Below are 26,271 nucleotides of genomic sequence, written 5' to 3'. Positions count from 1 at the left end.
GGGACAGAACAGCTAGGTCCTTTGGGAGGGGGCGCCTTCACGCCCTGTTTCACGCCAATACGGCGTGATCCGAACAGATCGATAGAAGTCGTCCTTTGCGTGAGGACCCCGTGGAAGGATCACCGCCGGTGACACACCGCACGCACACGGGTTCTCCGTGTCACCGACCGCTGTCGTATCGCGCTATCCCTTCGGCCTGCCGTGATACGGCCTCCACCCCTTACGGAGGGCCTTCCATGCCGCGTTCCACCCTCACCGCTCTTCCGTCCCGCCGACGCGGCCCCGTGGCCCTCCTCACCGCGGCGGCCGCCGCGTTCGGCCTGCTCGCCCTGACCGCCCCCGCACAGGCGGACTCCGTCGTCCAGCTCTCCGCCCCGGCCGGCCCCGTCCCGGTGGACGCTCCGTACACGATCACGGTCGACCTCCCCAACACCAGCCCCGACTACGCGAGCAGGGCGCCCATGGTCAACATCGCCCTGACCGGCGCCACCGCCACCGTGACCTCCGCCCAGGCCTCGGCCTGGGACTGGTCCTGCGACTTCGCCGCCGGGACGTCCGGCAGTTGCTGGAACCTGGCGGGCATGCGCAACCCGGTGTCGATCACCCTGACCGTCATCCCCACCGCGGGCGGGACCGTCACCGCCAAGGCGGACGCCGTCAGCATCTCCAACGCCGTGATCGGCACCGCCACCGCGGACACCCAGGTCGAGAACCCGACCCCCGCCTTCCCCTTCACCGGCTTCTTCGCGCCCGTGCGCAACGCCCCGGCCGTCAACTCGGTGAACGCCAGCCGCAGCATCCCCATCAAGTTCTCCCTCGACGGCGACAAGGGCCTGGACATCCTGGCCGCCGGCTCCCCGACCTCCCGGCAGACGGCGTGCGACGGCACCGCCGCCGAGCCCGTCGAGACCGACGCCGCCACCACCTCCGGCCTCACCTACGACGCGGCCACCGACACCTACACCTATGTGTGGAAGACCGACCGCACGTGGGCTGGTACCTGCCGCACCTTCCACCTCGGCCTGAGCGACGGCAGCGACCACGTTGCCCACTTCAAGTTCCAGTAGCCCGCCCCCCAGCACCCGCATGCCGCTCTGCTGACGCAGCCGCGGAAGCGCTGATGCCCCGGACTCAACGGCGAGGAGGCCGGGGCATCACCCTGCGTACCTGCCACTCCAAGTGCCCGAGCGGGGCTGGACCAGCATCGATGCCGTACACAGCGTCCGGGGCCCGGCCGTCGGCACCGCTTCGGGCTCCTGGCCCACCACGCAGACTCCGGCCATCGCGCCGGACGCTACGGTGAAGAAGCAGGAAACGGCTCATCGAAAGGAGTCTGCTGTCCCCAGGTCCATCCCGGAGACCGGTGCCGTCCTGGACGGAGACGCCTCTACGCGGACAACACTCCCTGACCAGTGACGGAGCCCTCGTGTCCCTCATCACCGAGTACAGCACCAGCGCCCGACCGGATCGCCGGCTCGTGGAGGTGTACGACTCGGACGCCTACCTCGGCAGCGACGAGGCGTACGACCAGTCCAGGACTCAGGTGGTCGCCGGAGACGGCTATCACCTCTACCTCCAATGCGGTCAGCCCGACATCGCGGTACAGGTCGTCATCAGGGTGTGGGACACACCCCAGAAGCCCCCGGAAAACGCCGAGGGCACGGTGCCGGTCTCCTTGGAGTCAGATACGGGCCGGCTCGTCATCAACCAGCTCACCTTCGGGCCGGCGGGCGAGATGGTTCTGCCCCGTCCCGGCGTCTACAACGGGCACGCGGCATGGAGCGGACGAGCAGCCACGGCTGCCTACTACAACACCTGCCTCCACCGCGGTGCCGAGGAGCAGTGGGACGCGGAACAGATCGGAGCAGCGTGGAGGCAATGCCCTACCGTTGAGCAGTACACCCTTGACCTCTGGTTCGTACGGGAACCCGTACCAGAGGACGATTGGGACGAATAGCCTGCGCCCACCAGCTCGTCGAGCACCTTCTGCGGCCCCCTGGCCCTTCGCGTACCCGGTCTGTCGATGCGCCTGACCAGGTGCATCGATGCCCTATGCCGAAGTGGCTTGTCAGGACTTCTGCATGCTGGCGGGTACGGAGTCCAGGGAGTCGAGGAGGTCTCCGAAGGTGATCGTCTCCTCGTGGTGCTGGAAGTTCGTCGCGGCGGCGAGCGCCGCCCACCGGCCGGCGTTTCGTCCGCAGCGGTCCAGCAGGAGCTTCACCGCGATCTCGGGTCCGCTTCGGGAGAGGATCTCGTATGCGGGGATCTGAAGCAGGTGCTCCAAGGTGTGGTGGCGCGAGTTGATGACGGCCCGAGAGATTTCGGAGCGGGAGAGGACCTCGGCGGCGGCGGAGGAGTCGAGCCAGGACTGCAGGACGGCCGCGGGGTCAGGGTGTTTGTCGAGTTCGTCATCGCTCATCAGGCGCAGCACACCGTCGTCTTCGTTCTCATCGACCATGACGGCCGCGGCCGCGTCCAGGAACCAGCCGGGACCGTCAGCCTTCTCGCAGATCCAGGCCAGCTCCGCAGGGTGCAGCCCGTCCAGGACATCGGTGACGGCGGCGGGCGGGGTGTGCGGGTTGGCGGCGGGGGCGACCAGGGCCTGGACACGGCGGTGCTCGTTGTGGCGTTCCAGAAGCCGGGCCGGACGGTCGTGGTCGGGGTCGAGGCTGCCGATGACGCGGATCAGGGTCCGGCTCGGCGCGGGGAGACGACGGCGGGCTGCTCCAGGCCGGCGAGCTGGGCGCAGGCCTATGCGAGGTGCTCGGGGTTGCCGCTGAGGAGAGCCAGGTCCTCGGCGAGGTTTACGAGGCGGCTGTCGAAGGAACGGTCGCTGTCCGTCCTCTCGGACGGGCTGAGCAGCCGACCGCGGGCTACGAGCGCGTCGGCGGCCGCGTGGAGCCGGTCGGCTGCGAGGGTGGCCAGGCGGGGGTTGATGCGGACGCGGTTGGCGATGTGGTGCAGGGTCCTGCGGGCCGTGACCTGCGGGTTGGACAGTTCGACCAGCTCGGGCAGGCACAGTGCCGGGAGGCAGGCGAGCAGCAGCTCTTCGCTCAGGGCGAGGGCCGGCTCGGCGGGGGCTTCTTCGCTGTGCGGGTCGGCGACAGTGGCGCGGTTCCGGGCATCCTCTACTTCCGCATCCAGTGATGTGCAGCTCGTTCGGTTCCCGATCCCCAGTGGCAGAACAGACCGCCAGAACCCCGGACAGTACGGGGCATGAGCCTGGCCCCCCAGCCGGTTACCGGCAGCCCTGTCCACAGAGCCGTACAACCTTGAACAGCTGTTACGAGTCTGGTGTGAGGGACATGAACGTCCCTCGCGCCACAGCACAGGAGGTCCCACCTTTGAAGCACCTCAGCCCGGCAATGGCCCTCGTCGTCGCCTTGAGCGCAGGCGTCTTGAGCACTCCGGCGTTCGCGGCCCGTGCAGCCGAGTCGGGCCCCGGGATAACGGCGGACGTCGTCGCACCGCTGGCCGTACCCACCGATTCCGTTCTGCTCAGCGCAGGGAAGACGGGCATACTCAGCCGGACGGGGACCGGTGGCACAGCTGTGCACCGGTGGACGCGTCTGGCGGACGGCGTCACCACCGCCCTGCCCGCCGGGTCGTACTGGGGCAGCGCCGGTACCGATCTGGTCGTGTCCCGGCAGGGGGCCGTGTTCACGCTCACGGACATGAGCGGGGCGACGGAGCCGGTGGTACTGGACACGTCGGCGTTCAACACGGACGCCACACCGTACGTGGTGGACCGCGTCGTGGGCCGGTCACTGCTGATGACGGCCACCGTGAACGGAGCCACGGAGTTCCACCTCGTCTCCCTGGACGAGGACGGCAAGGCCGCGGACCGTAAGGTCGGCCTGCCCGATGGCTCGCGGCCGTGGTTCAGCTACTCGTCCGGTCCGGACAGCCTCGCCGTCTCCTACGGAGAGCCGATCCAGAACGGCTACTACCGTGGGCGGCTCAGCACGGTTGACGTGGCCACCGGGGCGCTCACCGCGTCTCACTACTTCCTCCCGGAGGCGCTCCACACCGCGATCGCCGTGACGCCGAACCACCTGACCTGGGTGCTCGACCCGTACGGCAGCAACCCCCGACTCCAGGTGCTCTCCCGCGCCACGGACGCACCGGTGGCCACCACGCCGCTGCTGCCCCAGGAGACGCGCGACCTGACGGCGCACCAGGTGGGTGACTGGGTGGCGCTGGTCAAGCCGGGCGGCGGCACCGCGATCTCCCCCCACCCGTACACCCCGCTCACCGCCCGCCCGCTGGACGGCGGGACGGACGTGCCGCTGCTGGACCACGCCGGTTCGGTGGCATACAGCCCCGACGGGAGCCTGCTCGTCCTCGGCGGGACCCTCGCCCAGGGCGAGGGCCTGTACCGGATCGCCCCGGACCCGGTCACCGGCAAGCCCGCCGCCACCCTCCTGCGCACCTTCGGCCGGCCGACCGCCCTGACCGTGGTGAAGCAGGCTCTCCCGCCGACGGGGACGTTCGACTTCGACCGCGCGGGCGGAAAGCTGAAGGCCAGCTGGGCGCTCAGCCGCTTCAACGCCCGGACGACGCTCACACTGACGCACACGGCATCCGGCCGGACCGTGAAACTCGTGCAAGAGCCCCGTGAGGGCGTGACCGTCCACTCGCTCACCTGGGACGGGATGTACAAGGACGGTCTTCCTGCCTTCAACGGCGCCTACACGTGGACCATGACGGGCGTGCCCGCCAACGGCATCGGCCAGGCCGTCGAGCGCCGGGGATCCTTCACCCTCACCCGCACCCCCCGTCCGCACGACTTCAACGACAACGGATCCCCGGACGTCCTGGCCGTCGACAGGAACGGCGCACTCTCGGCGTACGACATCCGGCAGGTGTGGGGCCTGCAGGCGCACGAGGAGCCGTACGAGCTGGAGATAGGCGGCGGCTGGAACGCGTACGACCGGATCCTCGCTGCCGGCAACCTCGGCGGCGCCCGCAACGGTGACACCGTCGCCCGCGACAAGACCGGCGTCCTGTGGCTCTACGAGGGCAAGAGCAGCCACAAGACGCCCTTCGCCCCCCGGGCCCGGATCGGCGGCGGCTGGAACACCTACGACCAGCTCGCGGCCGGCTCCGACGTGACCGGCGACGGCCGCCCCGACCTCCTCGCCGCCGACAAGACCGGCGTCCTGTGGCTCTACCGCTCCACCGGCGACATCAAGGCCCCCTTCGCGGCCAGGAAGAAGATCGGTGCCGGCTGGGGGGCCTACAACCAGCTCACCGCCACCGGAAACCTCGCCGGCGGCACCGCCGGAGACCTCGTCGCCCGTGGCAAGGACGGCGTCCTGTGGCTCTACCTCGGCAAGGGGGACGGCACCTTCGCTCCCCGCACCAGGATCGGCGGAGGCTGGGGCGGGTTCCGCAACCTCATCGGCATAGGCGACGTCAACGGCGACGGCCGCAACGACCTCCTCGCCGAAGACCTGGCCGCCAACCGCGACGACACCGTCCTGCGCCTCTACCACGGCACCGGCCAGTGGAATGCGCCCTTCGCCCCCGCCCAGTCCCGCGACATCGAACAGCGCGCGAACATCGGCAGGCTCTTCTAGCGCCCGGCCCCTCCCACGGATCGGCCGCGTACGACACCGCACGTAGCCGGCCCGCTCAGCCACCGCGACGCGCCCCCAGGCCGACTTGGACCAGATCATCGAGCTGCTCACCCAGTTCGTTGGGCAGCGCCCCGACGCCGGCTGATTTCCCCGGGCCCAGTGCCCGGCCTGTACGCGACTGCGGCTCCGACCAGACACCTCTGGTCGGAGCCGCAGTCGCGTACAGGGACAGCTTTCGGCGAGCAGGCGTTCCTGCCGGGTCTGGACGAGGCCGCGCCAGGCGGAGCGGACGTCGTCCTCGCTGCGGGTCCAGCGGGTGGTCGAGGGCGCGGGGAGGGGGAGGCCGGCCATGAAGTGGGTGATGTCGGTGAAGTAGGCGAAGTCGCCGGTGGCGGTGAGCGTGCGGAGTCGGCCGATGGTGACGGCCAGGTCCTGGTCGTCGCCGCGGACGGCGTGGTGGAAGGCGAGAGCGAGCTCCACGAACCGGTGGAGGAAGGGGAGCCCCGCGGTCTCGATGTCGGTCCGCAGGCTCTCGGCGCGGGCGGCGATGTCGCGGTCGCTGGTTCCGGCGTCTTTGATCAGGGCGACGACCTGGGCGAGGAGGGTGTTGGAGCGCTGGTCGAGGCCCTCAAGGAGCTGGTGGGCGAGCGCGAGCTCGTCGGCGGCTCGGGCGGGGTCGGCGAAGGAGACTGCGAGGGCGAGGCGGACCTGCATCATGGCGCGCTTGCTGGCGGCGGCGTGCTGTTCGGCTTCGGCGCGGCCTGCTTCGAAGGCGTGGATGGCGGCCGCGGTGTCGGCATGGGACCAGTGGATGTCGCCGAGGACGCGGTGGTAGCGGCCCTTCCAGCCCAGGATAGGGACGGCGGCCAGGGCTGTGGGGAAGTCGCCGGCGAGTCGGGCCACGTTGGCGAGCGCCCGGCGGGTCTTGACGGCGAGGTGGCCCTCGCCGTCGACGACCTGCTGCATGCCGGTGCGGGGGAGTACTGGCCGTGTACGGCACCTATGCTCACAGGCAGTTGGTACGAGCTGTTCTTTGAGGGGGCCGGGGCTGCGTGGCCGACGTGATCAGGTACGAGCACAAGACCGTGCAGGCGGTTCGCGGCACTGACGGCTTGGTGATCTCGAAGATGCAGAAGGACGGCTGGGAGCTGGTGGGGCAGACGCAGGGCATGCTGCGTTCCACCCTTGACTTCCGCCGGCCGAAGAAGCCGGTGCCGCGGCTCTTGATCGGTGCTGCGGCTGGCGGCTTCGTGGTCTTGGCCATCATCATCGGCGTGGCCGCGGCGCTCGAGGACGAAGACGAGAAGGAGTCGAGCAAACCGACGACAGCCACCGCGAGCGCGGAACCCTCCGCAACGCCGGCTCCGGCCGGGTCAGCTACCGCTGAGGTGATCACGGCCGGGACCGACGCGGAGTTCGCGGCGCTGCTGAAGACGCCGGACAGCTGCGACAGCTCGATCTCGGACTTCGCGACCAAGCACATGGGCAAGACGATCGCCTTCGACGGCTCGATCGTGCACATGGCTCCCCACGGTGACTACAACACCCGCTACGACTTCCTCCTGGGCCCGGACGACCAGGGCCCGAAGACGGAGGGCGGCCCTGCCTTCAAGTACGAGGACACCAACACCCTCGACCTCAAACTGACGGGCCGAAGCATCCCCGAGACCGTCCGGGCGGGCGACAAGTTCCGCTTCGTCGCCGAGGTCGGCGAATTCAACGCGAAGCAGTGCCTCTTCTTCCTGAACCCGGTTTCGACCGAGGTCCGATAACCGGACTCAGCTGGCAAGGGCGGAACGGCGGGCCAGCACGAGATGCCGCCACAGTCCGCGGACCGTGCTCTCGTCCTCGATCCACCGAGCTGACCTCAGCAGGGCGGGGCGGTCGGCCATGAAAGCGGCGATGTCGATGTAGTAGGCGTAGTCGCCGCTGCCGGTGAGGTCGCGGAGCTGGGTGATGGTGTCGGTGATGCCCTGGTCGTCACCGAGGACGGCGTGGTGGAAGCAGACGACGAGTTCGAGGATCGCGGTGGCGATGGCGACGCCGGAGACGCGGATCTCCTCGCGCAGGACATCGGCGCGGTCCAGGTCGTTGCGGTCGGTGCCGGAGTCACGGGCGAGGGCGGGCATGTCGATGGTGTGGCCGGTTTGGTGCAGGGTGAGGCCCGTGACGAGGTGGCGGGCGAGTTCGATCTCGTCGGCCGCGCGGTCGGGGTCGGTGAAGGTGAGAGGGAAGGCGCGCTGGCTCTGGGAGATGGCGCGCTCGCCGGCGACACCGTGTTGCTCGGTCTCGGTGCGGGCGGCGTCCAGAACTCAGCTGTGCCGGTCGGCGTCCCGCTGCTGAAGCTCGGCGAACCGTCGGGCGATGTCTTGCTGAGTATTGCCCACGAGCCCCCTCACCTGTGTCGATACACCGTCCCGAGCCCGTCTCCGGCAGGAACGGCCCGCAGCCGTCAAACCGATCGATTGTGCTAAGGGCTGTCCCGTAAAGATCCAACTCGCCGCTTCCTGACTGGACCGCTGCCGATGAACCTGAGGCAGCGCGCCGGCATGCAGCCCTAAGGGTTCGTCGGGATCACCGGTGCGGGCAGGTCTAGAGCACGGCCGAGGGCGGAGGCGACCGGAGCGGCGTAAGCGGGCATGTGCCGAGCGGCCCAGACAGCGGCCAGCTGGAGGAAGTCGATCAGGTCTTGCTCTGCGCCGGCGAGCAGGCGACGCAGGTCCGTAACAGGTACCTCCATCACCGGGCTGTTGTCGTGCTCGGCGTCGACGGTCAACCGGACGACTTCGCCGTCACGTTCGGCGAGCGGAGATGGGTCGTGACCGAAGGAGGCCCAGCCGGTGCCGTCGACGACCTCAAGCCAGTCGCGCCTCTCGTCCAGCCCATTGCAGCAGCCCGGCAACAACGTGGTGCCGGTTGCGGTGTCGGTGATCCGCAGGCCACCGGATGCGAAAAGGTCGTCCATGGTGAGCAGTCCGTGCAGGAAGCTCCCGAGTAGGTCGGCGGGCCGTGGTGGGCGACCGTCGTCCTCGGGATCGATGTTGTTGCAGTCGGCGATACGCATCACCGCCGTGCCGACCTCGGCGGGATCGAGTGCGCCGCTGAGTGGCAGGAAGCCGTACGGTGCGGACTTGGCAACTGGCCAGAGGGTGAAGTCGTCGGAGGCGTAGACCTCCAGGACGGGCTGCAGAACGATCACCCGGGAAGTCTGCAGCATGTCTGCTCCCCGGCGTTCACGAGTGGGTCCGGCCTGCCGCGATCAAGACCGCTGGAGATCTTTTCCCGGCACCGCAGTGATCGTTCCCCGGATAGACTCGCCGAATGTCGCTGACGCGTTCGGCCACCGTAGACGTCAGCGTGGCACTCGATCTCGCGGGTGCAGAGCCCAAGGTGTTCGACGTAGGCAGGTCCACGATCGCGGTCGGGGCTGCGGCTGTTGTGATCATCGGGGATGCAGCAGACGATCCGGCAGCAGGCGGCGTGTGGAACGACCAGGAGTTCCGTCTACGAGGTCTTACGCCTGCAGTAGCCGCATCCAGGCTCACTGGTCGAAAGCCGTTCGCAGGATCGGAACCGGATCTGGACCGGCCGGTGCACTTGTTCGTCCGGGTCGACGGTCTAGCCGTCTACATTGGTCCCGTCCACCACTCGCGAAGCACCTGGACCAACGGCGAACTCAACAGTTGCCACCTGCGCATCGACCCGCCATTGAGTCGAGAATTGCTCGACACGGTTCGGCCGCCAACAGCTGCGCCCCTTTCGCCCGGCCTGGACTGGCTCGACCATGTCCGCACGGACCCCGGCATGGCCTTGGAATCCTTCGTCACCGGCTGGTATCCCGCCCAAACTGAAACCCGGCCCACCACCATCGCGATACCCGGCTCCGTCCCTTATGCCTTGGCCGACTTCTACCGTCTCGCCGAGAAGCGTCCGGCCATCCTCGGAGGCCAGAACTCCATCCAACCGCTCACAAGGCTCTCGACCGACATCCACGGTGAGCGCCTGGTCGTCGCCATCGAGAATCAGGGCTGCTGGGACTGGTCCATCCCGTGGCAGCTCGACGCTGCCGGCACCGATCCGGACGTCTGGCTGACCGAGGACAACGCACCGGCCCGCGAGGAGGAGCCGCTAAGCCGGTTCCTGCTGCAGTTCTCGTTGTATGAGGCTTCGATGACCGCCCCGTACAAGGCATTCCTCCGCAATCTGCCCGAGCAGTTGCTGTCAGAGCTGGAATCCTGCCTGCATCGCGTACCGCTACGGCCGTTCCTGGCGCCCATCGGTCCGACGAACTTCCTCGTCGGACCGGGCCTGGTCGCTCATATCTCGCCCGAGCTGAACAGCAGCCATGAGTCCGACGTCTGGATCGGCGCCCTGCACCGCAGCGCGCTGCGGCCGCTTTCCCGACTTCAGCTGCCATGGCGGCGGTTCGATGGTTGAGTCAGAGGTTCCTGACAGCGTAGTGATCGCGACCATGCTCCTCATCGACCATCGACATAGATCCGCTACGCGGTCAGGGCGAGGTTGTGGAGGCGAGCGATGCCGAGCATGGCGTGGTGAACGCCGTCGGCCTTCAGACGGCAGTCACGGAGGATCTTCCGGCTCTTCATGCGGGCGAATGCGTGCTCGACACGGGCGCGGACCTGGCGGTGGGAAGCGTTGTGCTCTTCCTTCCACGCCGGTAGCTCGGTCTGGCCACGTTCTCGACGGTGCGGGATGACCAGGCCGGTGCCGCGGTAGCCGCCGTCTGCGATCACGGTGGTGTTGCCGACCAAGCTCTTGGCTCCGGACAGTTCCCACGCCTTGCAGTCGTTGCGGTTGCCAGGCAACGGCTGGCCGACCATCACGACGCGTCGGGTGTCGGCGTCGATGACGACCTGATGGTTGGTGGAGTAGCGGTAGTTCTTCGACCGCTCGGCAATGGTGTGGTCGCGGGTGGGGACCAAGGTGCCGTCCACGATGAGGACGGTGTTCTTGCGGAATCGCCTGCGGGGCTTGAGCGCGAGCAGGGGGCCGAGGTGGCTGACGATGCGGCTGGCTGCGGACTTCGAGACGCCGAACAGTGGGGCGAGCTGTCGCAACGTCAAGTTGGTACGCCAGTAGGCCGTGACCAGCAGCACCCGGTCTTCCAGCGGCAGGCTCCACGGCCGGCCTCTGCGAACCGGGTCAGCCCCCTCATGCCGCAGCTGTGCCACCAACGTGCCGAAGGAGCGGGGGCTCAACCCGGTGAACGGGGCTATCCAGGACGGCTGCGACGCCGTGATCACACCAGCCACGACGGGAGCCTCACACGGTTCATGCCGGGGCTGGTGTGTTGATCACTTGCTGGACAGGCGGAGATCTCCGGACCAGGTCTCACACCGGACACGGCCGGAGTCGAAGGTGATCTCCAGAACGATCCGCCCACTGTCCGGGACACTCTCCTCGCTGACTGCCAGCACCATCTCGCCGAGGTGATCCGCGAACGGGGTCTCGCCGCTGACCGGCGCCACCTCGATGCGGCCGGACTCCGCCATGTCGTATCCCGCGAAGGGAGCCGATGCCTCCACGATCAGGCACCAGTCCGAACCGGTCGTGATGCGCGTGGCGACCGCTTCGCTGTCGATCAGCCACACGTCCAGCGGGCCGGACGGAGCCTCTGAGCCGTACAGGTACCACGAGGCGACTACTTGCTCAAGACGGCGCCCGACCAGGTAGCCAGGACGCACACCGCCCCCGCGCAACGGGCACTCGCTCACCCTCTTCGACTCCACGCGTCGACCGTACTGTCAGGCAACCCCCCAGCTCACGTCCTTATACGGGACATCCCTTAGTACTGCAACGGTGTTTGCTGTGACTGGTGGCCAGGTTATGGGGGTGTGTGGCCGCGTTGTTTGTAGTGGCTGATGCGGGCTTGGTGTTGTCGTCGGCGGCGCCAGGTCGACCAGTGCAGGACGTGGTCGACCGAGACCGGTCGGCGGTGGGTGAGGCGGTGGATCAGGCGTCTGAGCTCGGGAAGGCTGAGGGGGACGAGGCCGGAGGATCCGTTTCTGCTTTCCCGGCGTCGAGTTCGCGGGCCCGCAGCACGGTCAGGCAGGCATGGGCGGCCATGGCCAGAGTCATGTGTCGGTGCCAGCCGGGGTAGCGGCGGACCTGGTAGTCGTCCAGGCCGCACTCCTGCTTCGCGCTCTGGAAGCACTCCTCGACCGCCCACCGGCTGCCGGCGACATGGATCAGCTGGTCAAGTGTGGTGCCGGCGGGGCAGTAGGCGATGTAGTAGGAGATCTCCTCGGGCCGGCGGACACTGCGGCGGGCGATCACCCAGTGCCGCCGGTCCTCCCGGTGCCAGGGCCGCACCTCGACCCTGGCCCAGTCGAAGACCCGCGGTCCGTGGGCCCCGTTGCCGCAGGAACGGCGTTTCCACTTCTGTCTGGGCAGGTCGTGGAACAGGTCGTGAACCGGATGGTCCAGGGCCCAGCGGGTCACGACGGTGTCGTGACGGGTGGTGGCCATGACATGGAAGACATCCGCCCGCTCCAGCTCGGACCGCCAGCTTTTCGAGTAGCCGTAGCCGGCGTCCGCGGTCACCCACCCGAACGGAATCTTCTCCTCGATCGCCCGGCGGACCATCGCCCTCGCCATCGCGACCTTGGTCTCGAAGACAACCGTGTCGCCGATACCGGCCCGCCGGCACCGTTCACGGTCGTCGGTCCAGGACGCCGGCAGGTAAAGGCGCCGGTCGATCAGGGTGCGGCCGCGGCCGGTGGCATAGGCGAGGAAGACCCCGACCTGGCAGTTCTCCGTCCGGCCGGCCGTGCCGGAGTACTGCCGCTGAACCCCGGCCGACCGGACCCCTTTCTTCAGGAAGCCGGTGTCGTCCACGATCAGCACCGCACCTGGGTCTCCGAGGTACTCGACGACGTACTCGCGCACGTCGTCCAGCACCTCGTCCGCGTCCCATTCGATCCGGTTCAGGAGCCGGTGGAGCCGGTCCGGGCCCGCATGCCCGGCCTCCTCGGCAAGCGTCCAGCCGTTCTTCCGCTCCAGCGGAGCGATCAGTCCCCGCATATACGCAAGCGCCGACTCACGCGGCTCCGACCTGGCAAACCGGTGCACGAACCGCTCATGCAGAGACCTCAGTTCACCCGCCCACGACCGGGCATCAGGGACTGTAAATCGTTCGGTGTAACTCCCGATCATGGAGGATGCACCGATGACCAGTGAGAACGTGGCCGAGACCGAGATCAGCGAGGCAGACGGGCCTCAGCCGGCGAAGGCGGTGGACGACCGGCTGATCGACGAGCTGGTGTCCCGGGCCCAGGCCGAGGGAGTGCAGCTGACCGGCGAGGGCGGGCTGCTGCAGCAGCTGACGAAGCGGCTGCTGGAGTCCGCCCTGGAGGGTGAGATCACCGACCATCTCGGCTATGACAAGCACGATCCGGCCGGGAAGAACGGCGGCAACTCCCGCAACGGCACCCGGTCGAAGACCGTGCTGACCGATGTCGGGCCGGTGGAGATATCCGTGCCCCGTGACCGGGACGGCTCGTTCGAGCCGAAGATCGTCAAGAAGCGGCAGAAGCGCCTGACCGGGGTGGACGAGATGGTCATCTCGCTGTCTGCGAAGGGCCTGACCACCGGTGAGGTGCAGGCCCATCTCGCCGAGGTCTATGGCGCCGATGTCTCGCGCCAGACGATCTCCACGATCACCGACAAGGTCCTCGACGGGATGGCCGAGTGGCAGAACCGGCCCCTCGACCCGGTCTATCCGGTGGTGTTCATCGACGCGATCCACGTGAAGATCCGCGACGGAGCCGTCGCCAACCGGCCGATCTATGTGGCTCTGGCCGTCACTGGGGAGGGCCGGCGCGAGATTCTGGGCTTGTGGGCCGGGGACGGCGGTGAGGGCGCCAAGCACTGGATGCACATCCTGACCGAGATCAAGAACCGCGGCGTGAACGACGTCCTCATGCTTGTCTGCGACGGGCTGAAGGGCCTGCCCGACGCGGTCGAGACCGTCTGGCCGAGGACGGTCGTGCAGACCTGCGTGGTCCACCTGCTGCGGAACTCCTTCCGCTATGCAGCCCGCCAGGACTGGGACAAGATCGCCAAACTCCTCAAGCCCGTCTACACCGCCGCGACCGAGGAGGCCGCGCTCGAACGGTTCGCCGAGTTCGCCGACACGTGGGGAAGGAAGTATCCGGCGATCGTCCGGCTCTGGGAGAACGCGTGGGAGGAGTTCACGCCGTTCCTCCGCTTCGACACCGAGATCCGCCGCATCGTCTGCACCACGAACGCGATCGAGTCGGTGAACGCCAGGATCCGGCGGGCGGTCAAGGCCCGCGGACACTTCCCCAACGAGACCGCCGCCCTGAAATGCATCTACATGGCGATCATGTCGCTCGACCCGACCGGCAGGGGGCAGACCCGCTGGACCCTGCGCTGGAAGACCGCTCTGAACGCCTTCGACATCACCTTCGACGGCCGGCTCTCCGCAGTCCGACAGTAACCCCAACCACCCTCGTTACACCGTTCGATTGACAGACCCGGGCATCAGCAAGTTCCCCACCCATGAACACACCAACGAACGACCTGGCCACCAGTCACGGCAAACACCGTTGCAGTATTAGCTTGATCTTTAACCTGTGCGGCGGGGCCGTGGGGTAGTCGATTTCTTCTTCTGAGACGTGGTGGTACCCGTCTTGTGGATTGTGTGGACGTCGTGGCGTGGGGTGGGCAGGCTGTTCTTTCGACCCGGTGGCCTGCCGGGTCCGGGGCGGACGTATTTCGGTGCTTGGGCGGGGCAGGCGGCCTTCGGGCGGATGTGCCGAAAGTCGCGGCGGACACGTGCGGGCGTGAGCCTGTCGGCGGGAACGGGCCTCTCCCAGGGGCGGCGCCGATCGGCCGCCAGCGGTCGGGCCAGCCGCAGTTGGGTGTAGGCGGCCAGGATCAGCCAGGTCCATCGGTCGGCCGCCTCGGGAGTGCGGATCTTCGGGCAGGTCCAGCCGAGGGTCTGCTTGAACAGGCGGAAAGTGTGCTCGATGTCGAAGCGACGCAGGTATGCCTGCCAGAGCCGGTCGGTGTCCGCTGCGGTGGCGTCGGTGCCCGACCACCACAGCCAGACCGGCTTCGGGGTGGCTCCGCTGGGCAGATGGTCGATGTCCAGGCGAATCACTGTCCCTTCGACGATCGGGAGGGTGCCGTCGGCCGCGGCCCAGGACGAACGGTGGGTGAGCTTGGGGTGGAGGCGGTCCCAGGACCGGGCCAGCGCGGTGCCGTAGAGGCGGGTGTCGGTGACGGTTTCGGTGTCCGGGGTGCCCCAGGTGCCGGGCTGTCCGAAGACGAACTCGCCGCCGTGCCGGGGCGGCCGGCCCTTGGTGTGTGGCTCCCGCGGCGGTGCCGGCCTGCGCAGGACACGGTCTGAGCGCATCCTGGACAGCACCTGCACCGGCAGGTCTTTCAGCAGGAAGGCGAGGCGGGGTGCGTCGTATCCGGCGTCCGCGATGATGAGGATGTCCGGGTCGCCGGTCTGCCACTGACCTGCGGTGATAAGCCGCTCGACCAGGTCGCGCAGCTGCCGTGCGGTGACGGTGGCCGTGTCGTCCCCAGGCGCCAGACGGCGGGCATCCAGGGGCGCGGTCCACGAGCTGCGGCCCGGTTCCAGCGCGCAGATGATCGAGTAGGGCCAGCCGGGGACCGGGATGTGCTGGTCCTTGCCCCGGCCGTAGGTGTGGCAGAGGATCCGCTGAGGTGAGGTGTGGGCGTCCGGCCGCAGCCAGCAGGTGACGTCGACGGCCAGGACCAGCCGGCCGTCGACCGACCGAGGCAGCGGCACCGATGTCAGAGCCTGCCGCATCCGGTCTGTGTCGACCCGGCCCTCGGCGAGGGCGGCGTAGAGCCCGCCATGCCCGCGGCGGTGTTCGCCCACCAGCGACAGCTCGGCCAGTGATCTCACCGGCCCGTTCCCGCACAAGACCGCGTCGGCCAGCTCGAACAGGGCATCCGAACGAGCAGTCAGGCAGGAGTAGAACTCGCCCCGGAAGCGTGACAGTTCCGCCAGATGCGCTTGCCGGGCATCGTGATGTTGCAGACTCATCCTCACGGCCTTCGTGCTGGACGTGTGTGTTCCTTGGTCGGAGCACATGATCCAGACGAAGGCCGGTTCCATGTACGGCGGATACCGAACCGGGTGATCAAGTACGACGCACCGTTCGACGGCGCACGTTAAAGATCAAGTTAGGCACCAGCTGCAGACCGCAGGGTGATAGACGGTCGTGGCCCGCATGCGATGCAGGAGAGGCCGAACAGCACGATGATCGCGGCCGCGCTTGACTCCATGTGGACGATACGGGGCGCGGCGATCAAGCCCCCGTAGGCATGTGTGCTCATCGGCTGACGAGTAGTCCGTCAGGTTCATGATCAGCTTTCGGACTACTTCTCGTAACTAGTTGGTTACTTTCAGTCATCGATCCTCTCGCTGGTGGATGACTCGACCACTCAACTGTTCGATAACCCGTGAGCTCTCACCGGAGAACTCGCCGGGCGAAGTCCCACGAGACTCGATCCCCACCCTCCAGGGGGTGCTTGGCATGCCTGAAAACAAAGGAATCTTCAAAGTGCGATCCAAGAAGAGTGCTGCTGTCCTCGCCGGTGCCCTGGCCGCCGGCTCCATCCTGGTCAGCGCCCCGGCTGCCTCGGCCAACTCCTACTGCAGCTCCTCCGGCTACACCGAGGGAGGCTTTCCCAACCTCCGCTGCACCAAGCTGACCAACGGTGTCCTGAGCCACGGCAAGCGCGACCTGTACCCGACGTACGGCACCGGTGTGTACACCACCTACTACAAGTCCGGTGGCTCTGCGGTGAGCGTCCGTCTCGGTTGGGCGCTGGGTGGCGCCAGCCCCTCGTACTCCTCGTACTTCACCATCGAATCCGGCAAGACGGTGTCGCGCTCCTGGACGACCAGCGCCAACAACCTGTGCCTGAACAGCACCGGCTTCCTGTCGTACTCCGGTGGCACTTACCAGACGCCGGCCGCCCACTGCTGAACCAGCAACATGCGGGGCCCCGTCTTCGTTCAGGCGGGGCCCCCGCACCGCTCGGTTGATCTGACTTCAGCAAGGAACCGCCCGTGTTTACCGCCATCTTCCAAGACCACTACGCCTACCTCGCCGTCAGCACATTGGCCGCCCTCGTTCTCGGAGCCGTGGCCTGGCTGCTCGCCCGACGTCTCGACAGCTCCTACGGCGTGTGGTTCGCCGGACTCACGGCCACAGTCACCGGAGTCCTCAGCGTCACTTTCATGGGCAGCGGCCCCGCCAGCGGGCAGTGCGTCATCAACCATGATCTGACCGAACCCTTCCGGACCACCCAGGGATTGTGGAACCTCGTCATGACGGTTCCCCTCGGCTTCTTCGCACTCATGGCGACCAGACGTCCGCTGCCGGTCCTCGTGGGAGTGGTGGCCTTCCCCCTGGCCATCGAAGTCGTCCAGGCTGAGGTGGACGGCCTGGGACGGGTGTGCGACAGCGCCGACGCACAGATGAACATCCTCGGTGGTGTGATCGGGCTCGCTGCTGCTGCCCTCGTCCTGCTGAGGCCCGGCACGATCGAGTGGAAGGGTGCCGCCAAGGCATCCCTCTTCGTCTCCCTCGGCCTCGTGCTCCTGGGAGCGGGCGTCGTTTACCCGTCGATGACCTTCACCAACATCGACGGTACGGGCCTGTCACAGGCGGGCGACGAACAGCGGCAGGCCGTCGAGCAGGTGGTCGAGGAGGCGTTCGGCGACCACTACCAACTGGGGCCCATCTACGACCAGCCCTGCGTCGGAGCCGCGTGCCGCAACGTCGTCTTCACGCTGCTGAGCAGGGACAAGACCCATCCGGAGCAGTTCGCGAACGGCTCTCTTTCGTGGCCGGACAGGAGCCGTTTCAACGTCTTGCTCCTGGACAGTGACCAGCCCAGCGTGATGGGCTACCCGGTCACGGGTGCTGAGCCTCCGGCCACCGACAAGGCGGCCTACGAGGTCGCACAGACATACATGCGTGAGCGCTACCCGTGGGCCGCGAACGCCACCACCCACAAGACCTACCCGGTGGGCGAGAAGGCGGTGCTGGGGTGGATGACCAGCTGGCGGTGGATGGACGATGACGTCCTCATGCCCCGGATGCTGGACATCCAGGTGAGCCGTAAGGGCACCATCTCCCAGGTGGATGTGACCCGCGGGCCGGAACAATTGGATCTTGAAAAGTCGCAGGTGGACGCGAAGAAGGCGGAGTCGCTGGTCCGAGAAGGACTGACCAGGCAGCTCGCCGGGCAGGGACGCACCGCTCCGAACGACCTGCTGATCAAGGCGATAGCTCTCAAGGCGGTCCAACGGGATGCGATCTGGCGTCCCATGTGGCTGGTGAACCTCTCACAAGGCCCCCAGGTGCCGACAGCAGACGGTTCGGCAAACGGCACGGCAGAACTCTGGCGGGTCGACGCCGTCGACGGCCAGGTCTACGACGGCGCTGACCAGCCACTGAAGAAGAACTGATCAGGACCTCACCCAGGCCCTCGCGGGTCACCACGGTGACGCGGTCCGCGAGCTGCTCGGCCTCGACGGCCGCGAGCACGTCGAGCATGCCCGCGGCGCAGGTGTCGTGGTTCTCCCACGACACGTACCGTCGGCCTTCGGTGAGGAAGCGGTCGAGGATCCCGAGCTGGCTCCACGCCTCCGCCGTCGCCAGCGCCACGATCTCGATCCGGTGCCCGGACTGGCGGTACGCCGCCGAGGAGGCACGGAACTCGTCCAGGTCGGCGAGGGCGGACTCGACGACGGCGTCGGAGCTCGAGCGTCGGACGTGGTCCTCGACCGCGGCCTGCCAGGCGGTGGTGTCGGGCCGAACTGCGGCGCCGGCGGTGCGGACATCGGCGGCCAGCGCGGCGGCGTAGTGGCGGTGGGCGGGCTTGTAGAGGTCGCGGCCGATCCGCACGGCGCCGCCGCGCCGCTCCAGCGCTGCTTGGACGAGGTCGGCGATCACCGTCTTGCCGGCGCCCGGCTGGCCTGCGACCACCACCACGACCGGGTGCTCCTGGGGCACCGCTCCCCGCGTCCAGCCGGGCAGCCGCTCGGCGAGGACCTGCCGGTGCTCAGCTCCGGCGAGCACCAGTGCGTCGCGACCTCCCACCAGTTCGTCCCCTCCAGCACGTGACGGGTACGTACCCGTACCCGTACCCGTACCCTGATCTTATGGGAAGGAGCACCGTTATGTCTGACGCCAACGTGAGAATCCCCGAGGAAGCCCGCGACCGGCTGGCGGCCGTCGCCGCCGCCGAGGGCCTGTCCCTGCGCGCCTACCTCGCCCGCCTCGCCGAAACCGTCCTCACCCCAGCCGAACGCGCCGAACGCGCCGCCGCTGCCAAGGCCGCTCTCACCGCCTGGAGCGGCTACAACCCCACAGCCGGCGAGGAAGCCGCCCTGGACGACGAACTCGACCGCCGCCTCGCCCAGGTGCAGCGCCCGTGACCGAGCCCATGCACATCGTCCTCGACGAGACCGCGATGGCCGCCGCCGGCACCGGCAACGTCCTCGCCTCCCGCCTCACCCATCGCGCCCACGCCGAAGCCGGCTGGTACCTCTACGCCCCCGCCTGCGCGCTCGTCGAAGCCGACCGCACCCGCCCCGGCACCGCCGAGCACCTGGCGGCCCTGCCCGGCATCGCCGTGATCGATCTCGACCTGCCTGGAGTTCTCGCTGTCGCCCAGCAGGTCACCTGGGCCCAGGCCCATACCCAGCACGCCGCCCAGCCCACCCCGGACCGGCCCGACGGCGCGATCATCGCCACCACCACCCCCGAGCGCTGGAAAGGCGAGCCCGTCCGCGTCCTCGACCTCACCCCCTGAGAGCGGCGGCCGCCGGCGCCCGCGTGTCAGCACGAGCCCGGACTGTTCGCTCGTTCGCGTGGCCCGCATCCGGCACGACCAAACCCGCCGTCAGTGAGCCGCTACGGTGCAGGCGTAAGGGAAAGGCCGACTGGTCGTTGACCTGCCTCCTGTTGTGCCCCGAGTTCCTCGAGCTCGGGGCGCCGCGCGTTCCCGGCCGGGCGCGGACGGAATCAGCCCGGCGCCCCCGCCGGGTGCGGGACGCCGGGCATCAGGGTCAGGCGGCTACGGCGCCGGCTCGTAGGTGACGACGGTGGTGAGGCAGTCCTCGGCGAGCCCGAGGAGAGTGTCCCGCTCGGCCTCGTCGGCGGCGAGGTCCCAGCGCAGCTTGGTGCCGACCCAGGTGGCGGCGTAGGTGCAGTGGTAGGTGGCGTCCGTGGGCAGCCATTCGGCCGGGTCCTTGTCGGCCTTGGAGCGGTTAGAGGCGGCGGTGACGGCGATCAGGGTGTCGGGGCTGTCCTGGTCGTTCGCGTACGCCTCGCGCCGCTCCGGACTCCACCGGGTCTGCTCGGAGTCGTAGACCTCGGCGAGGGGGACGAAGTGGTCGACATCGAGGCGGGCGGCGTCGGTGACCGTGACGTTGTCGTACTTGCTGAGCCAGGACCCGCCCGTCAGCGCGCAGCGATCCGCGATCTGGGGTGCTTCGACGGCTTCGGCGAGGATGACCTCCTTGCGGGTGTTGCACCCGTCGCTGCCGTTCAGGCCCTTGTTCCAGTGCTTGTACAGGCGCCGGTCGTACCCCTCGCGGTGCTCGGCGGCGATGGGCAGGCGGTCGATGGCGTCGAACAGCGGCAGCACCTGCTCCAGCGCACCTGTGCTGGGGACGGGCCCGGGGGCGCCGGTAGCCGCCGGCAGGAGGGTGGTGCTGTCGGCCGCCGCGGGCAGGGCAGGAAGCAGGGGAAGAGCGGCGAGGAGAAGCGCGGGCAGACCACGTCGCATCAGGTTGGTGATCACGCCCGGCGTTCTATCCGCCGCCACAGCTGGAGCGGAAGGCGCCCGCGCGCTGGATCACCCGAGTGGGCGGCCCGATTCACCGGAGAAACATCACTGCATCGCGGCGGTCGCCCTGGCCGTTTCGGGCGGGGCGGGGGTCCCGAGTCGGGGGCGGCGGCCGGACGGGGGCTCGCCGGCAGGCGAGCGCAGGACGATCGTGTCCTGAGAGGCCCGGCTACGCATCAGGGGCCTCGCCGTCCCGGCGACGAGAACTGGACGGGTAGTTTGAAAGGCCGACGCACGCATGAGGCCCGGATCCTGTGGATCCGGGCCTCATGCCACTTCAGTAGCGGGGACAGGATTTGAACCTGCGACCTCTGGGTTATGAGCCCAGCGAGCTACCGAGCTGCTCCACCCCGCGTCGGAAAGCCCAACTGTACGTCATTCGCGGCATCGCCCATGACCAGGTCGTTTGCTCCGCTGAGAGCCGAAGCTCGGAATGAGAGTGTGAACCTCGATTTGAGAGTGCACTTGATAGCGTGAGCCCCTAGATGAGAGTGATGCAGGTCACCTTCTGGAGGGGCGCGTGCCGCCACGACGATTGGCGCTGGTCACAGCTCCGCGGGCAGGCGAGGCGTTCGGGTCGTGGGTGGACCGGATAGCGCGCGTGAACCGGTGTCCGCCTGCCGAGGTCGCCGCCTTGATGGGACTTCGCCTGCGGGGGGTCTTCCGCGGGTGTTCGGCCGCCTCTGTTCGGAGTGCGGTCCGACGAGGTGGTCCGGCGGGCGGTGTTCGCGGCGACGGGTGTTCCCGGTGGCCTGGTGGACGGGATACATCTGTCCGTCTTCGAGGGCGGGCCGTTGGACGTGTCGGCGGTGCTCGCGGCGGGAAGCACGCAGCGGCCGTCGGCGGGGCAGGAGTGGGCGGCGGTGCACGGAAGCCGGGCGTGCCCGTGCTGTCTGCTGGTGTCCGGTGGGGTGTGGCAGCTGTGGTGGAAGCTGTCGTGCGCGGCCGTGTGCCCCGAGCATCGGGTGGTGCTCCTGGATCGTTGTCCGTCGTGCGGCTGGGTGCTGCGGTGGGGCGGGGACCGGCCCCGGGTCGTGCCGGCGCGGTGGGTCAGACCGCCGACATGTTGTGCGAACTCCGTTCACGGGAGGCCGTGCTCGCAGTGGTTGCCCGCGGCTCGCGCGAGCCGGGCGGATGGCGGGACTGTCGAAGCCCAGCGGCGGTGGATGGACGTCGCGTTTGGGCGGGTACGCCCGGTGGTGGGAGGTGTGGACGTGGCGGCGGCCGAGTGGTTCGCCGCGTTTCGCGCGTGTGTGATCTTGTTGCGGCTGGGGCTGCCGAGGGTTCTGGGGCGTCTGCCGGATGTGCCCGCCTGGTGCACCCGGGTTCTGCTGGAGGAGCGCGGCGAGCGTGGGGCGCATGGTGGCCGGTTCGGGTGGGGTCCGGCGTCGGCCGGGGCGGCTGCGGCGTTTCTCACGGTGGTGATGCCCCTGCTGGCGGCGGAGGACGTGCGGGAGTTGTCGCGGCGGCTTGCGCCGCTGGTGCGGACGGCGGCGGACGAGGGATGTCTGGCGGCTCGGCCGTTGGCGCGGCTCGCGGTGCCGGAGGTCTTCGCGGAGGCGGTGGCGGCACAGGTGCCGGTGGGACGTTCGGCCAGGAGTCCGTGGGAGAAGGGGAGGTCGCGGTGAGCGGGGACACGGAAGTGCCGGAACCGGCGGAGGCGTCGGTCCGGGAGATCGATCTGGTGCGGGTGCGGTACGTCGATGCCGAGGGGGTCGAGTATCTGGTGCGGCTGGAGGAGGCGGCCGCCGTACGGTTCGAGGACGGCCGGATGGCGCGGGCCATTCCCAGCCACCGGGACCAGGGACACATGCCGGGCCGGTACTGGGCGGTGAAGCGGGGTGACTTCGTCGAGTACGAGAGCGTGCTGGAGTCGAAGTGGCTGACGCTTCTGGACTTCGATCCGCGGGTGTCGGCGTTCGTCACGCAGCCTTTGGAGTTCGACGCCATCGACACACGGGGAGCGTGGCGGCACACGCCGGATGTCTTCGCGCGCCGCCGTGACGGCAGCGTTCTGTTGCTGGACGTGAAGAACCCCGAGCTGCGGGACGATCCGAAGGTGCTGCTGCAGGAGGAGCGCACTCGCCGGGTGTGTGAGCGGCTGGGCTGGGAGTACGCGATGGTGTCGGAGCCGAGCGGGCAGCTGTGGGTGAACGTCGATCTGCTGTCCAGTGCCCGGCGCCCGCTGCATCTGGGTGCGGATCTGGTGCCGCGTCTGCTGGAACTGGCCCGTGAGCCGGTGGAGATCGGGGAGCTGATGCGGTTCATGGAGTTCCCGGATCTGGCTCGCGGGGTCCTGTACCACTTGATGTGGCATCAGCGGATCGTCACGGATCTGGACCGTCCACTGCGGGATACGACGCTAGTGAAGACTGCGGCGGAGGTGGGGACATGACGGCGGACGGCGCGGTGCGGCTGCGGTACGGGACGCGGCTGTGGCTGGACGACGAGGTGCACACCGTGACCGGGGTGACCGACGACGGGGTGCGACTGCGTTCGGAAAGCGGGGCGCGGACCGTGATCGGTGTGGGGCACCTGCTCGCGGACCCCACCTTCCGCCCCTGCGACGACAGCGAGGTCCCCGAGGGTGAACCCAACGGTGAACAGGACGCTGTGGAGCGGAAACTGTGGCTGGATGCCGCCGCGCTCTTCGACAAGCTGACCGACAAGCAGCTGGAGGACCTCCAGAGCGCCCAGGAGCACCTCCTGGAGATGACCACCGGCTATCGCAGCGGGGATCCGGAGAACCCGCGGCCCGACGAGCCGAGGCCGCAGTACGCCCCGGACCTGCCGCTGGTCCAGCGGGTACGGAGCAAGGCACGGGAGCTGGGCTACAGCGAACAGCAGATCTGGCGGCGGCTGCGCCGGTGGCGGGAGGAGGGCCCGTGGGGACTGGTGGACCGGCGCAGCCACCGCCCCTCGGATCCGCTGGCGGGCGTGGATCCCCGGCTGATCGACGCGATTCTCACCCAGCACCATGTGACGGAGGCCGACGACTCGACCGGCAGCCTGAACCGGCTGCGGCGCCGGGTGGAACGCCGGGTGGCCGACGTCCACGGCCCGGACGTGGTGAAGGTACCGTCGCAGAAGTCGTTCAACCGGTACGTGGCCGCTCTTCTGCCCGGCCTCTACACCACCGGGCAGGCCACGACACGCCAGTCGGTGGCAAACCGGCCGGACGGGTACTACCGGCCGATCACCGCCGGCCGTCCCGGCGAGCTGGTGATGATCGACACCAGCTGGCTGGACGTACGCGCCTACGATCCGGTCGAGGACGTCGTCCTCTCGGTGGACCTGACGATCGCCATCGACGTGTGCACCCGCAGTCTGCTGGGGTGGCGTCTGGTGCCCAAGGGCACGAAGGCGGTGGACGCGGGCCTGGTGATCGCGGACGCGATGATGCCGGAGCCGATGCGTCCGGGCTGGCCCGACGGGCTGCGGCACCGGATGCTGCGGCTGCCGTGCGAGCCGCTGCTCGCGCGGGACGAGCGGTTCGCGGCCGCCGCGGCCCGCCCGGTGGTGTTTCCCGAGAAGATCGTGATCGACCACGGCAAGGCGTTCGCCTCGCAGGCGGTGAAGAACGTGTGCCGCCGCTACGGGATCACCATCCAGGACACCCGCAAGTACCGGCCCACCGACAAGCCGCAGGTCGAGGCCGCGTTCAAGACGATCAGGAGCCAGTTCTCCCAGCACATCGCCGGCTACAAGGGCAATCACGTGGTGCACCGGGGCCGGGACGTGGACGCGGTGGCCCGCTGGACGATCGAGGAACTGGAGGAGTTCTTCGCCGAGTACGTCGTCGCGGTCTACCAGAGCCGGCGGCACAAGGGGCTGGTGCTGCCGGGGTTCCCGGAGATCAGCCTGTCGCCGAACGACGCCTACCGGCTGGCCGTGCACCGCTGCGGCTACATCGCCGCCCCGCGCGATGCCAACCTGTTCCTGGAACTCCTGCCCATCCACTGGTGCACGATCACCAACCGACGCATCCAGAAGGACTACCTGCACTACAGCGCGCCCGTCCTGCGCACCCACAACGGCACCAAGTCCCCCTACCCGCAAGCAAACGGCACCTGGCCCATCCGCTACGACCCGCGGGACGTCACCCAGGTCTACTTCCACGACCCCTACACCGGCGTCTGGCACACACTGCGCTGGAGCCACGCGCTGACCGGCCTGGAGCCGTTCACCGACATCACCCTGCGCCAGGTCAAGCAGGAACTGCGCGCGCGTGGCCGCGACCCGCAGGACCAGGAAGCCGTCCTGGACGCCTTGTTGGACCTGCAGAACCGCACGGACGCCGCCGAGGCGTCCACCGCCCGCTCCCGCCGGGCACGTGCCCGCGACGCCGAACGCGCCAGAGCCGCGGCCCGGGACAGGGCCCGCACCGAACTCGTCGACTCCGCCGCCGACATCCCCGTCACCGAGCCCCGCCTGCGGGCCGTGCCACCGCTGCCGTCCGGGAACGAGAACGAGGAAGAGGTCACGATCGACTTCGACGCCCTGCCCTCGTACGAGGTGTGGGGCGGCCGCCCGGAGAAGGACGGCGCACCGTGATGGCCCCGCCGCCCGTCGGCGCGGGTGACGGTCTGCATCCCGGGCTGGCCGAACCCCGGACCAAGGAGGACTGGTTCGGCTACGTCTTCTACGAGCCGCCTTCGCGGCCACTGCTGCCGCCGTACGAGGTCTACCTGGCGATGGACGAGGATGATGCTGAGCGGCGTCGCCTGAACCGCAGCCGTAACCGCTACCACAGCGCGTTGGTGCTGGCCTGGACACCGGCCGTGCGGCGCTTCGAGACCGAGATCACGGAACTGCTGGCCGCCAACGAGATGGCGCCGCCCGGCGCCCGGCTCGGCCTGCTCATCGACGGTCCGCCGACGGTCGGCAAGTCCACTCTGGTCAAGATGATCGCCCGGAAGTTCGAGCAGGAACTGCGGGAGGACTTCCCCGAACGGTTCGACCCCGACCGGCTCGGCGACTACGTGCCCGTCGTCTACATCTCGCTCACCGACCAGGTCACCCCCAAGCAGATCTCCCTCGCGATCGCCCGCTACCTCAACGTCCCCACCAGCGGCACCAAGGACACCATCGACGACCGCGTCCTGACCGCCCTCACGGCGTGCGGCACCCAGCTGATCATCTTCGACGACCTGCACTTCCTGGACTGCTCCTTCAAGGAAGGCCGGGCCTCCAACGACCACATCAAGTTCCTCGCCAACCACGCCCCATGCACCATCATCGGCACCGGCGTCGACCTTGAGAACAGCCCCCTGCTCAGCGAGGGCGGCCCCGCCGTCCCCCGCAGACACTCCGGCCGCACCAGGACTCCGGCTCCGGCTGCGGCCGGCGATGTCCGGACCCAGACCGCCGGCCGCTTCAGCCGTCAGGAACTCGCGCCCTTCGCCCTCGACAGCGACGACGGCATCCTCCAGTGGGTCGGCGTCATCCGCTCCCTGGAGAGGTCGCTCGCCCTGTACCGGCACGAGGAGGAGAGCCTGACCCGCCGACACTGGCGCTACCTGCACGAACGCACCGACGGCAGCATCGCCGGCCTGCACGCCCTCATCCGCCGCAGCGCCGTACGCGCCGTCCAGCAAGGCACCGAGGCCATCACACGCGAGGTCATGGACTCCATCGTCCTGTCGTACGCCCACGAACGCGCCTACGCCAAGGTCACGGAACTGAAATCCCGCCGGACGGCGAGGACAGCGAAGCAGAAGCGGGACGACAAGCGGGCGGCGGCCGACGGAAGCGCATAGGAGGTCGCCGGCACACGGCCCGACGCCCGCCGTGC

The 26,271-nt window shown here is 68.7% G+C and carries 25 protein-coding genes, 1 tRNA gene and 1 pseudogene; 16 read left to right on the top strand and 11 right to left on the bottom strand.

Translation table 11 applies throughout. The annotated features are described in order from the left end of the window. The first annotated feature begins 236 nt into the window (after positions 1-236). Positions 237-1,067 carry a PxKF domain-containing protein gene (locus IE326_RS19685; protein WP_190042420.1) on the top strand — a complete coding sequence of 277 codons (831 nt, stop codon included), beginning with the start codon at positions 237-239 and terminating at the stop codon, positions 1,065-1,067. A 359-nt stretch (positions 1,068-1,426) separates the two neighbouring features. Next, positions 1,427-1,957, top strand: a complete 531-nt coding sequence (locus tag IE326_RS19680; RefSeq protein ID WP_190042419.1) for a hypothetical protein — start codon at positions 1,427-1,429, stop codon at positions 1,955-1,957. Positions 1,958-2,068: 111 nt separating this feature from the next. On the opposite strand, the gene IE326_RS19675 is transcribed toward IE326_RS19680, so the two are convergent. Both IE326_RS19675 and IE326_RS19670 read right to left on the bottom strand, forming a co-directional pair. Then, entirely contained in the window at positions 2,069-2,419 is a 351-nt protein-coding gene (locus IE326_RS19675) for a hypothetical protein (RefSeq protein WP_190042418.1), read from the bottom strand. A gap of 332 nt (positions 2,420-2,751) precedes the next feature. Beyond that, on the bottom strand, positions 2,752-3,258 hold the full coding sequence (locus IE326_RS19670; RefSeq protein WP_190042417.1) for a hypothetical protein: 507 nt from the start codon (positions 3,256-3,258) through the stop codon (positions 2,752-2,754). 416 nt (positions 3,259-3,674) lie between these two features. Here IE326_RS19670 and IE326_RS19665 point away from each other — a divergent pair, with 416 nt between their 5' ends. The 3 genes from IE326_RS19665 to IE326_RS19655 all read left to right on the top strand — a co-directional run bounded on the left by IE326_RS19665 (position 3,675) and on the right by IE326_RS19655 (position 7,354). After that, positions 3,675-5,582, top strand: coding sequence for an FG-GAP-like repeat-containing protein (locus IE326_RS19665; protein WP_190042416.1), 1,908 nt, complete (start codon positions 3,675-3,677; stop codon positions 5,580-5,582). 354 nt (positions 5,583-5,936) lie between these two features. Next, the gene (locus IE326_RS19660; RefSeq protein WP_190042415.1) at positions 5,937-6,647 is read left to right on the top strand and encodes a hypothetical protein; all 711 of its coding nucleotides are present in this window, start codon (positions 5,937-5,939) and stop codon (positions 6,645-6,647) included. Beyond that, a complete protein-coding gene (locus IE326_RS19655; protein WP_190042414.1) occupies positions 6,635-7,354 on the top strand; it encodes a DUF4839 domain-containing protein in 720 nt (239 codons plus the stop codon). Before IE326_RS19660 ends, IE326_RS19655 begins: the two co-directional genes overlap by 13 nt. Before the next feature lie 6 nt (positions 7,355-7,360). Here IE326_RS19655 and IE326_RS19650 read toward each other — a convergent pair whose 3' ends face one another. Further along, positions 7,361-7,711: a hypothetical protein gene (locus IE326_RS19650; protein WP_190042413.1), complete on the bottom strand. Its 351-nt coding sequence runs from the start codon at positions 7,709-7,711 to the stop codon at positions 7,361-7,363. An 18-nt stretch (positions 7,712-7,729) separates the two neighbouring features. Between IE326_RS19650 and IE326_RS19645 the strand changes: the two genes are divergently transcribed. Continuing rightward, positions 7,730-8,056, top strand: a complete 327-nt coding sequence (locus IE326_RS19645) for a hypothetical protein (protein WP_190042412.1) — start codon at positions 7,730-7,732, stop codon at positions 8,054-8,056. Between the two features lie 83 nt (positions 8,057-8,139). Here the strand turns inward: IE326_RS19645 and IE326_RS19640 are convergent, their stop codons facing one another. Continuing rightward, positions 8,140-8,799 (bottom strand): hypothetical protein, encoded by a 660-nt coding sequence (locus IE326_RS19640; protein WP_190042411.1) that lies wholly within the window; start codon positions 8,797-8,799, stop codon positions 8,140-8,142. 104 nt (positions 8,800-8,903) lie between these two features. On the opposite strand from IE326_RS19640, the gene IE326_RS19635 reads away from it, so the two are divergent. Next, positions 8,904-10,019, top strand: a complete 1,116-nt coding sequence (locus tag IE326_RS19635; protein WP_190042410.1) for a hypothetical protein — start codon at positions 8,904-8,906, stop codon at positions 10,017-10,019. Between the two features lie 65 nt (positions 10,020-10,084). Here IE326_RS19635 and IE326_RS19630 read toward each other — a convergent pair whose 3' ends face one another. The 3 genes from IE326_RS19630 to IE326_RS19620 form a co-directional block, all read right to left on the bottom strand. Further along, positions 10,085-10,855, bottom strand: a complete 771-nt coding sequence (locus tag IE326_RS19630) for a transposase (RefSeq protein ID WP_190042409.1) — start codon at positions 10,853-10,855, stop codon at positions 10,085-10,087. A 42-nt stretch (positions 10,856-10,897) separates the two neighbouring features. After that, on the bottom strand, positions 10,898-11,332 hold the full coding sequence (locus IE326_RS19625) for a hypothetical protein (RefSeq protein ID WP_190042408.1): 435 nt from the start codon (positions 11,330-11,332) through the stop codon (positions 10,898-10,900). Positions 11,333-11,555: 223 nt separating this feature from the next. After that, positions 11,556-12,758, bottom strand: a complete 1,203-nt coding sequence (locus tag IE326_RS19620; protein WP_190042407.1) for an IS701 family transposase — start codon at positions 12,756-12,758, stop codon at positions 11,556-11,558. A 13-nt stretch (positions 12,759-12,771) separates the two neighbouring features. On the opposite strand from IE326_RS19620, the gene IE326_RS19615 reads away from it, so the two are divergent. Further along, positions 12,772-14,064, top strand: coding sequence for an IS256 family transposase (locus tag IE326_RS19615; protein WP_229915230.1), 1,293 nt, complete (start codon positions 12,772-12,774; stop codon positions 14,062-14,064). 129 nt (positions 14,065-14,193) lie between these two features. Here IE326_RS19615 and IE326_RS19610 read toward each other — a convergent pair whose 3' ends face one another. Next, on the bottom strand, positions 14,194-15,651 hold the full coding sequence (locus tag IE326_RS19610) for an NF041680 family putative transposase (protein ID WP_190043420.1): 1,458 nt from the start codon (positions 15,649-15,651) through the stop codon (positions 14,194-14,196). 520 nt (positions 15,652-16,171) lie between these two features. Here IE326_RS19610 and IE326_RS19605 point away from each other — a divergent pair. Both IE326_RS19605 and IE326_RS19600 read left to right on the top strand, forming a co-directional pair. Further along, positions 16,172-16,600, top strand: a complete 429-nt coding sequence (locus IE326_RS19605) for a hypothetical protein (RefSeq protein ID WP_190043537.1) — start codon at positions 16,172-16,174, stop codon at positions 16,598-16,600. A gap of 83 nt (positions 16,601-16,683) precedes the next feature. After that, positions 16,684-18,090 carry a VanZ family protein gene (locus IE326_RS19600; protein ID WP_190042406.1) on the top strand — a complete coding sequence of 469 codons (1,407 nt, stop codon included), beginning with the start codon at positions 16,684-16,686 and terminating at the stop codon, positions 18,088-18,090. A 76-nt stretch (positions 18,091-18,166) separates the two neighbouring features. Here the strand turns inward: IE326_RS19600 and IE326_RS19595 are convergent. Beyond that, positions 18,167-18,577, bottom strand: a pseudogene (locus IE326_RS19595) (zeta toxin family protein); the annotation flags it as partial. Between the two features lie 227 nt (positions 18,578-18,804). Here IE326_RS19595 and IE326_RS19590 point away from each other — a divergent pair. Both IE326_RS19590 and IE326_RS19585 read left to right on the top strand, forming a co-directional pair. Then, entirely contained in the window at positions 18,805-19,062 is a 258-nt protein-coding gene (locus IE326_RS19590; protein ID WP_229915512.1) for a hypothetical protein, read from the top strand. A gap of 8 nt (positions 19,063-19,070) precedes the next feature. Next, positions 19,071-19,439, top strand: coding sequence for a PIN domain-containing protein (locus IE326_RS19585; RefSeq protein ID WP_190043419.1), 369 nt, complete (start codon positions 19,071-19,073; stop codon positions 19,437-19,439). Between the two features lie 264 nt (positions 19,440-19,703). Here the strand turns inward: IE326_RS19585 and IE326_RS19580 are convergent, their stop codons facing one another. Both IE326_RS19580 and IE326_RS19575 read right to left on the bottom strand, forming a co-directional pair. Continuing rightward, on the bottom strand, positions 19,704-20,417 hold the full coding sequence (locus IE326_RS19580) for an HNH endonuclease family protein (RefSeq protein WP_190043418.1): 714 nt from the start codon (positions 20,415-20,417) through the stop codon (positions 19,704-19,706). A gap of 341 nt (positions 20,418-20,758) precedes the next feature. Beyond that, positions 20,759-20,832: transfer RNA gene (locus IE326_RS19575), tRNA-Met, on the bottom strand. Positions 20,833-21,691: 859 nt separating this feature from the next. Between IE326_RS19575 and IE326_RS40760 the strand changes: the two genes are divergently transcribed. From IE326_RS40760 to IE326_RS19555, 4 genes are read left to right on the top strand one after another with little or no spacing between them, the layout of a single operon-like run. Then, the gene (locus IE326_RS40760; RefSeq protein ID WP_229915511.1) at positions 21,692-22,105 is read left to right on the top strand and encodes a hypothetical protein; all 414 of its coding nucleotides are present in this window, start codon (positions 21,692-21,694) and stop codon (positions 22,103-22,105) included. Continuing rightward, positions 22,102-22,872: a TnsA-like heteromeric transposase endonuclease subunit gene (locus tag IE326_RS19565; RefSeq protein ID WP_229915510.1), complete on the top strand. Its 771-nt coding sequence runs from the start codon at positions 22,102-22,104 to the stop codon at positions 22,870-22,872. The genes IE326_RS40760 and IE326_RS19565 overlap by 4 nt, the downstream gene beginning before the upstream one ends. Further along, a complete protein-coding gene (locus IE326_RS19560) occupies positions 22,869-25,031 on the top strand; it encodes a TnsB C-terminal domain-containing protein (RefSeq protein ID WP_190042403.1) in 2,163 nt (720 codons plus the stop codon). The genes IE326_RS19565 and IE326_RS19560 overlap by 4 nt, the downstream gene beginning before the upstream one ends. After that, a complete protein-coding gene (locus tag IE326_RS19555; RefSeq protein ID WP_190042402.1) occupies positions 25,031-26,236 on the top strand; it encodes a TniB family NTP-binding protein in 1,206 nt (401 codons plus the stop codon). The genes IE326_RS19560 and IE326_RS19555 overlap by 1 nt, the downstream gene beginning before the upstream one ends. The last annotated feature ends 35 nt before the right edge of the window (positions 26,237-26,271 follow it).

This window comes from Streptomyces filamentosus, from assembly GCF_014654895.1.
GTDB lineage: Bacteria > Actinomycetota > Actinomycetes > Streptomycetales > Streptomycetaceae > Streptomyces > Streptomyces filamentosus.
The sequence above is the reverse complement of the archived record's forward strand: the minus strand, read 5'-3'. Positions and strand labels throughout refer to the sequence as shown.

What these genes read in the sequence shown, in the direction of transcription:
- IE326_RS19685 (WP_190042420.1), top strand. Translation starts at nt 237, where the DNA reads ATGCCGCGTTCCACCCTCACCGCTCTTCCGTCCCGCCGACGCGGCCCC.
- IE326_RS19675 (WP_190042418.1), bottom strand. Translation starts at nt 2,419, where the DNA reads ATGAGCGATGACGAACTCGACAAACACCCTGACCCCGCGGCCGTCCTG.
- IE326_RS19665 (WP_190042416.1), top strand. Translation starts at nt 3,675, where the DNA reads ATGAGCGGGGCGACGGAGCCGGTGGTACTGGACACGTCGGCGTTCAAC.
- IE326_RS19650 (WP_190042413.1), bottom strand. Translation starts at nt 7,711, where the DNA reads ATGCCCGCCCTCGCCCGTGACTCCGGCACCGACCGCAACGACCTGGAC.
- IE326_RS19640 (WP_190042411.1), bottom strand. Translation starts at nt 8,799, where the DNA reads ATGCTGCAGACTTCCCGGGTGATCGTTCTGCAGCCCGTCCTGGAGGTC.
- IE326_RS19635 (WP_190042410.1), top strand. Translation starts at nt 8,904, where the DNA reads ATGTCGCTGACGCGTTCGGCCACCGTAGACGTCAGCGTGGCACTCGAT.
- IE326_RS19620 (WP_190042407.1), bottom strand. Translation starts at nt 12,758, where the DNA reads ATGATCGGGAGTTACACCGAACGATTTACAGTCCCTGATGCCCGGTCG.
- IE326_RS19615 (WP_229915230.1), top strand. Translation starts at nt 12,772, where the DNA reads ATGACCAGTGAGAACGTGGCCGAGACCGAGATCAGCGAGGCAGACGGG.
- IE326_RS19610 (WP_190043420.1), bottom strand. Translation starts at nt 15,651, where the DNA reads ATGAGTCTGCAACATCACGATGCCCGGCAAGCGCATCTGGCGGAACTG.
- IE326_RS19590 (WP_229915512.1), top strand. Translation starts at nt 18,805, where the DNA reads ATGTCTGACGCCAACGTGAGAATCCCCGAGGAAGCCCGCGACCGGCTG.
- IE326_RS19585 (WP_190043419.1), top strand. Translation starts at nt 19,071, where the DNA reads ATGCACATCGTCCTCGACGAGACCGCGATGGCCGCCGCCGGCACCGGC.
- IE326_RS19580 (WP_190043418.1), bottom strand. Translation starts at nt 20,417, where the DNA reads ATGCGACGTGGTCTGCCCGCGCTTCTCCTCGCCGCTCTTCCCCTGCTT.
- IE326_RS19560 (WP_190042403.1), top strand. Translation starts at nt 22,869, where the DNA reads ATGACGGCGGACGGCGCGGTGCGGCTGCGGTACGGGACGCGGCTGTGG.
- IE326_RS19555 (WP_190042402.1), top strand. Translation starts at nt 25,031, where the DNA reads ATGGCCCCGCCGCCCGTCGGCGCGGGTGACGGTCTGCATCCCGGGCTG.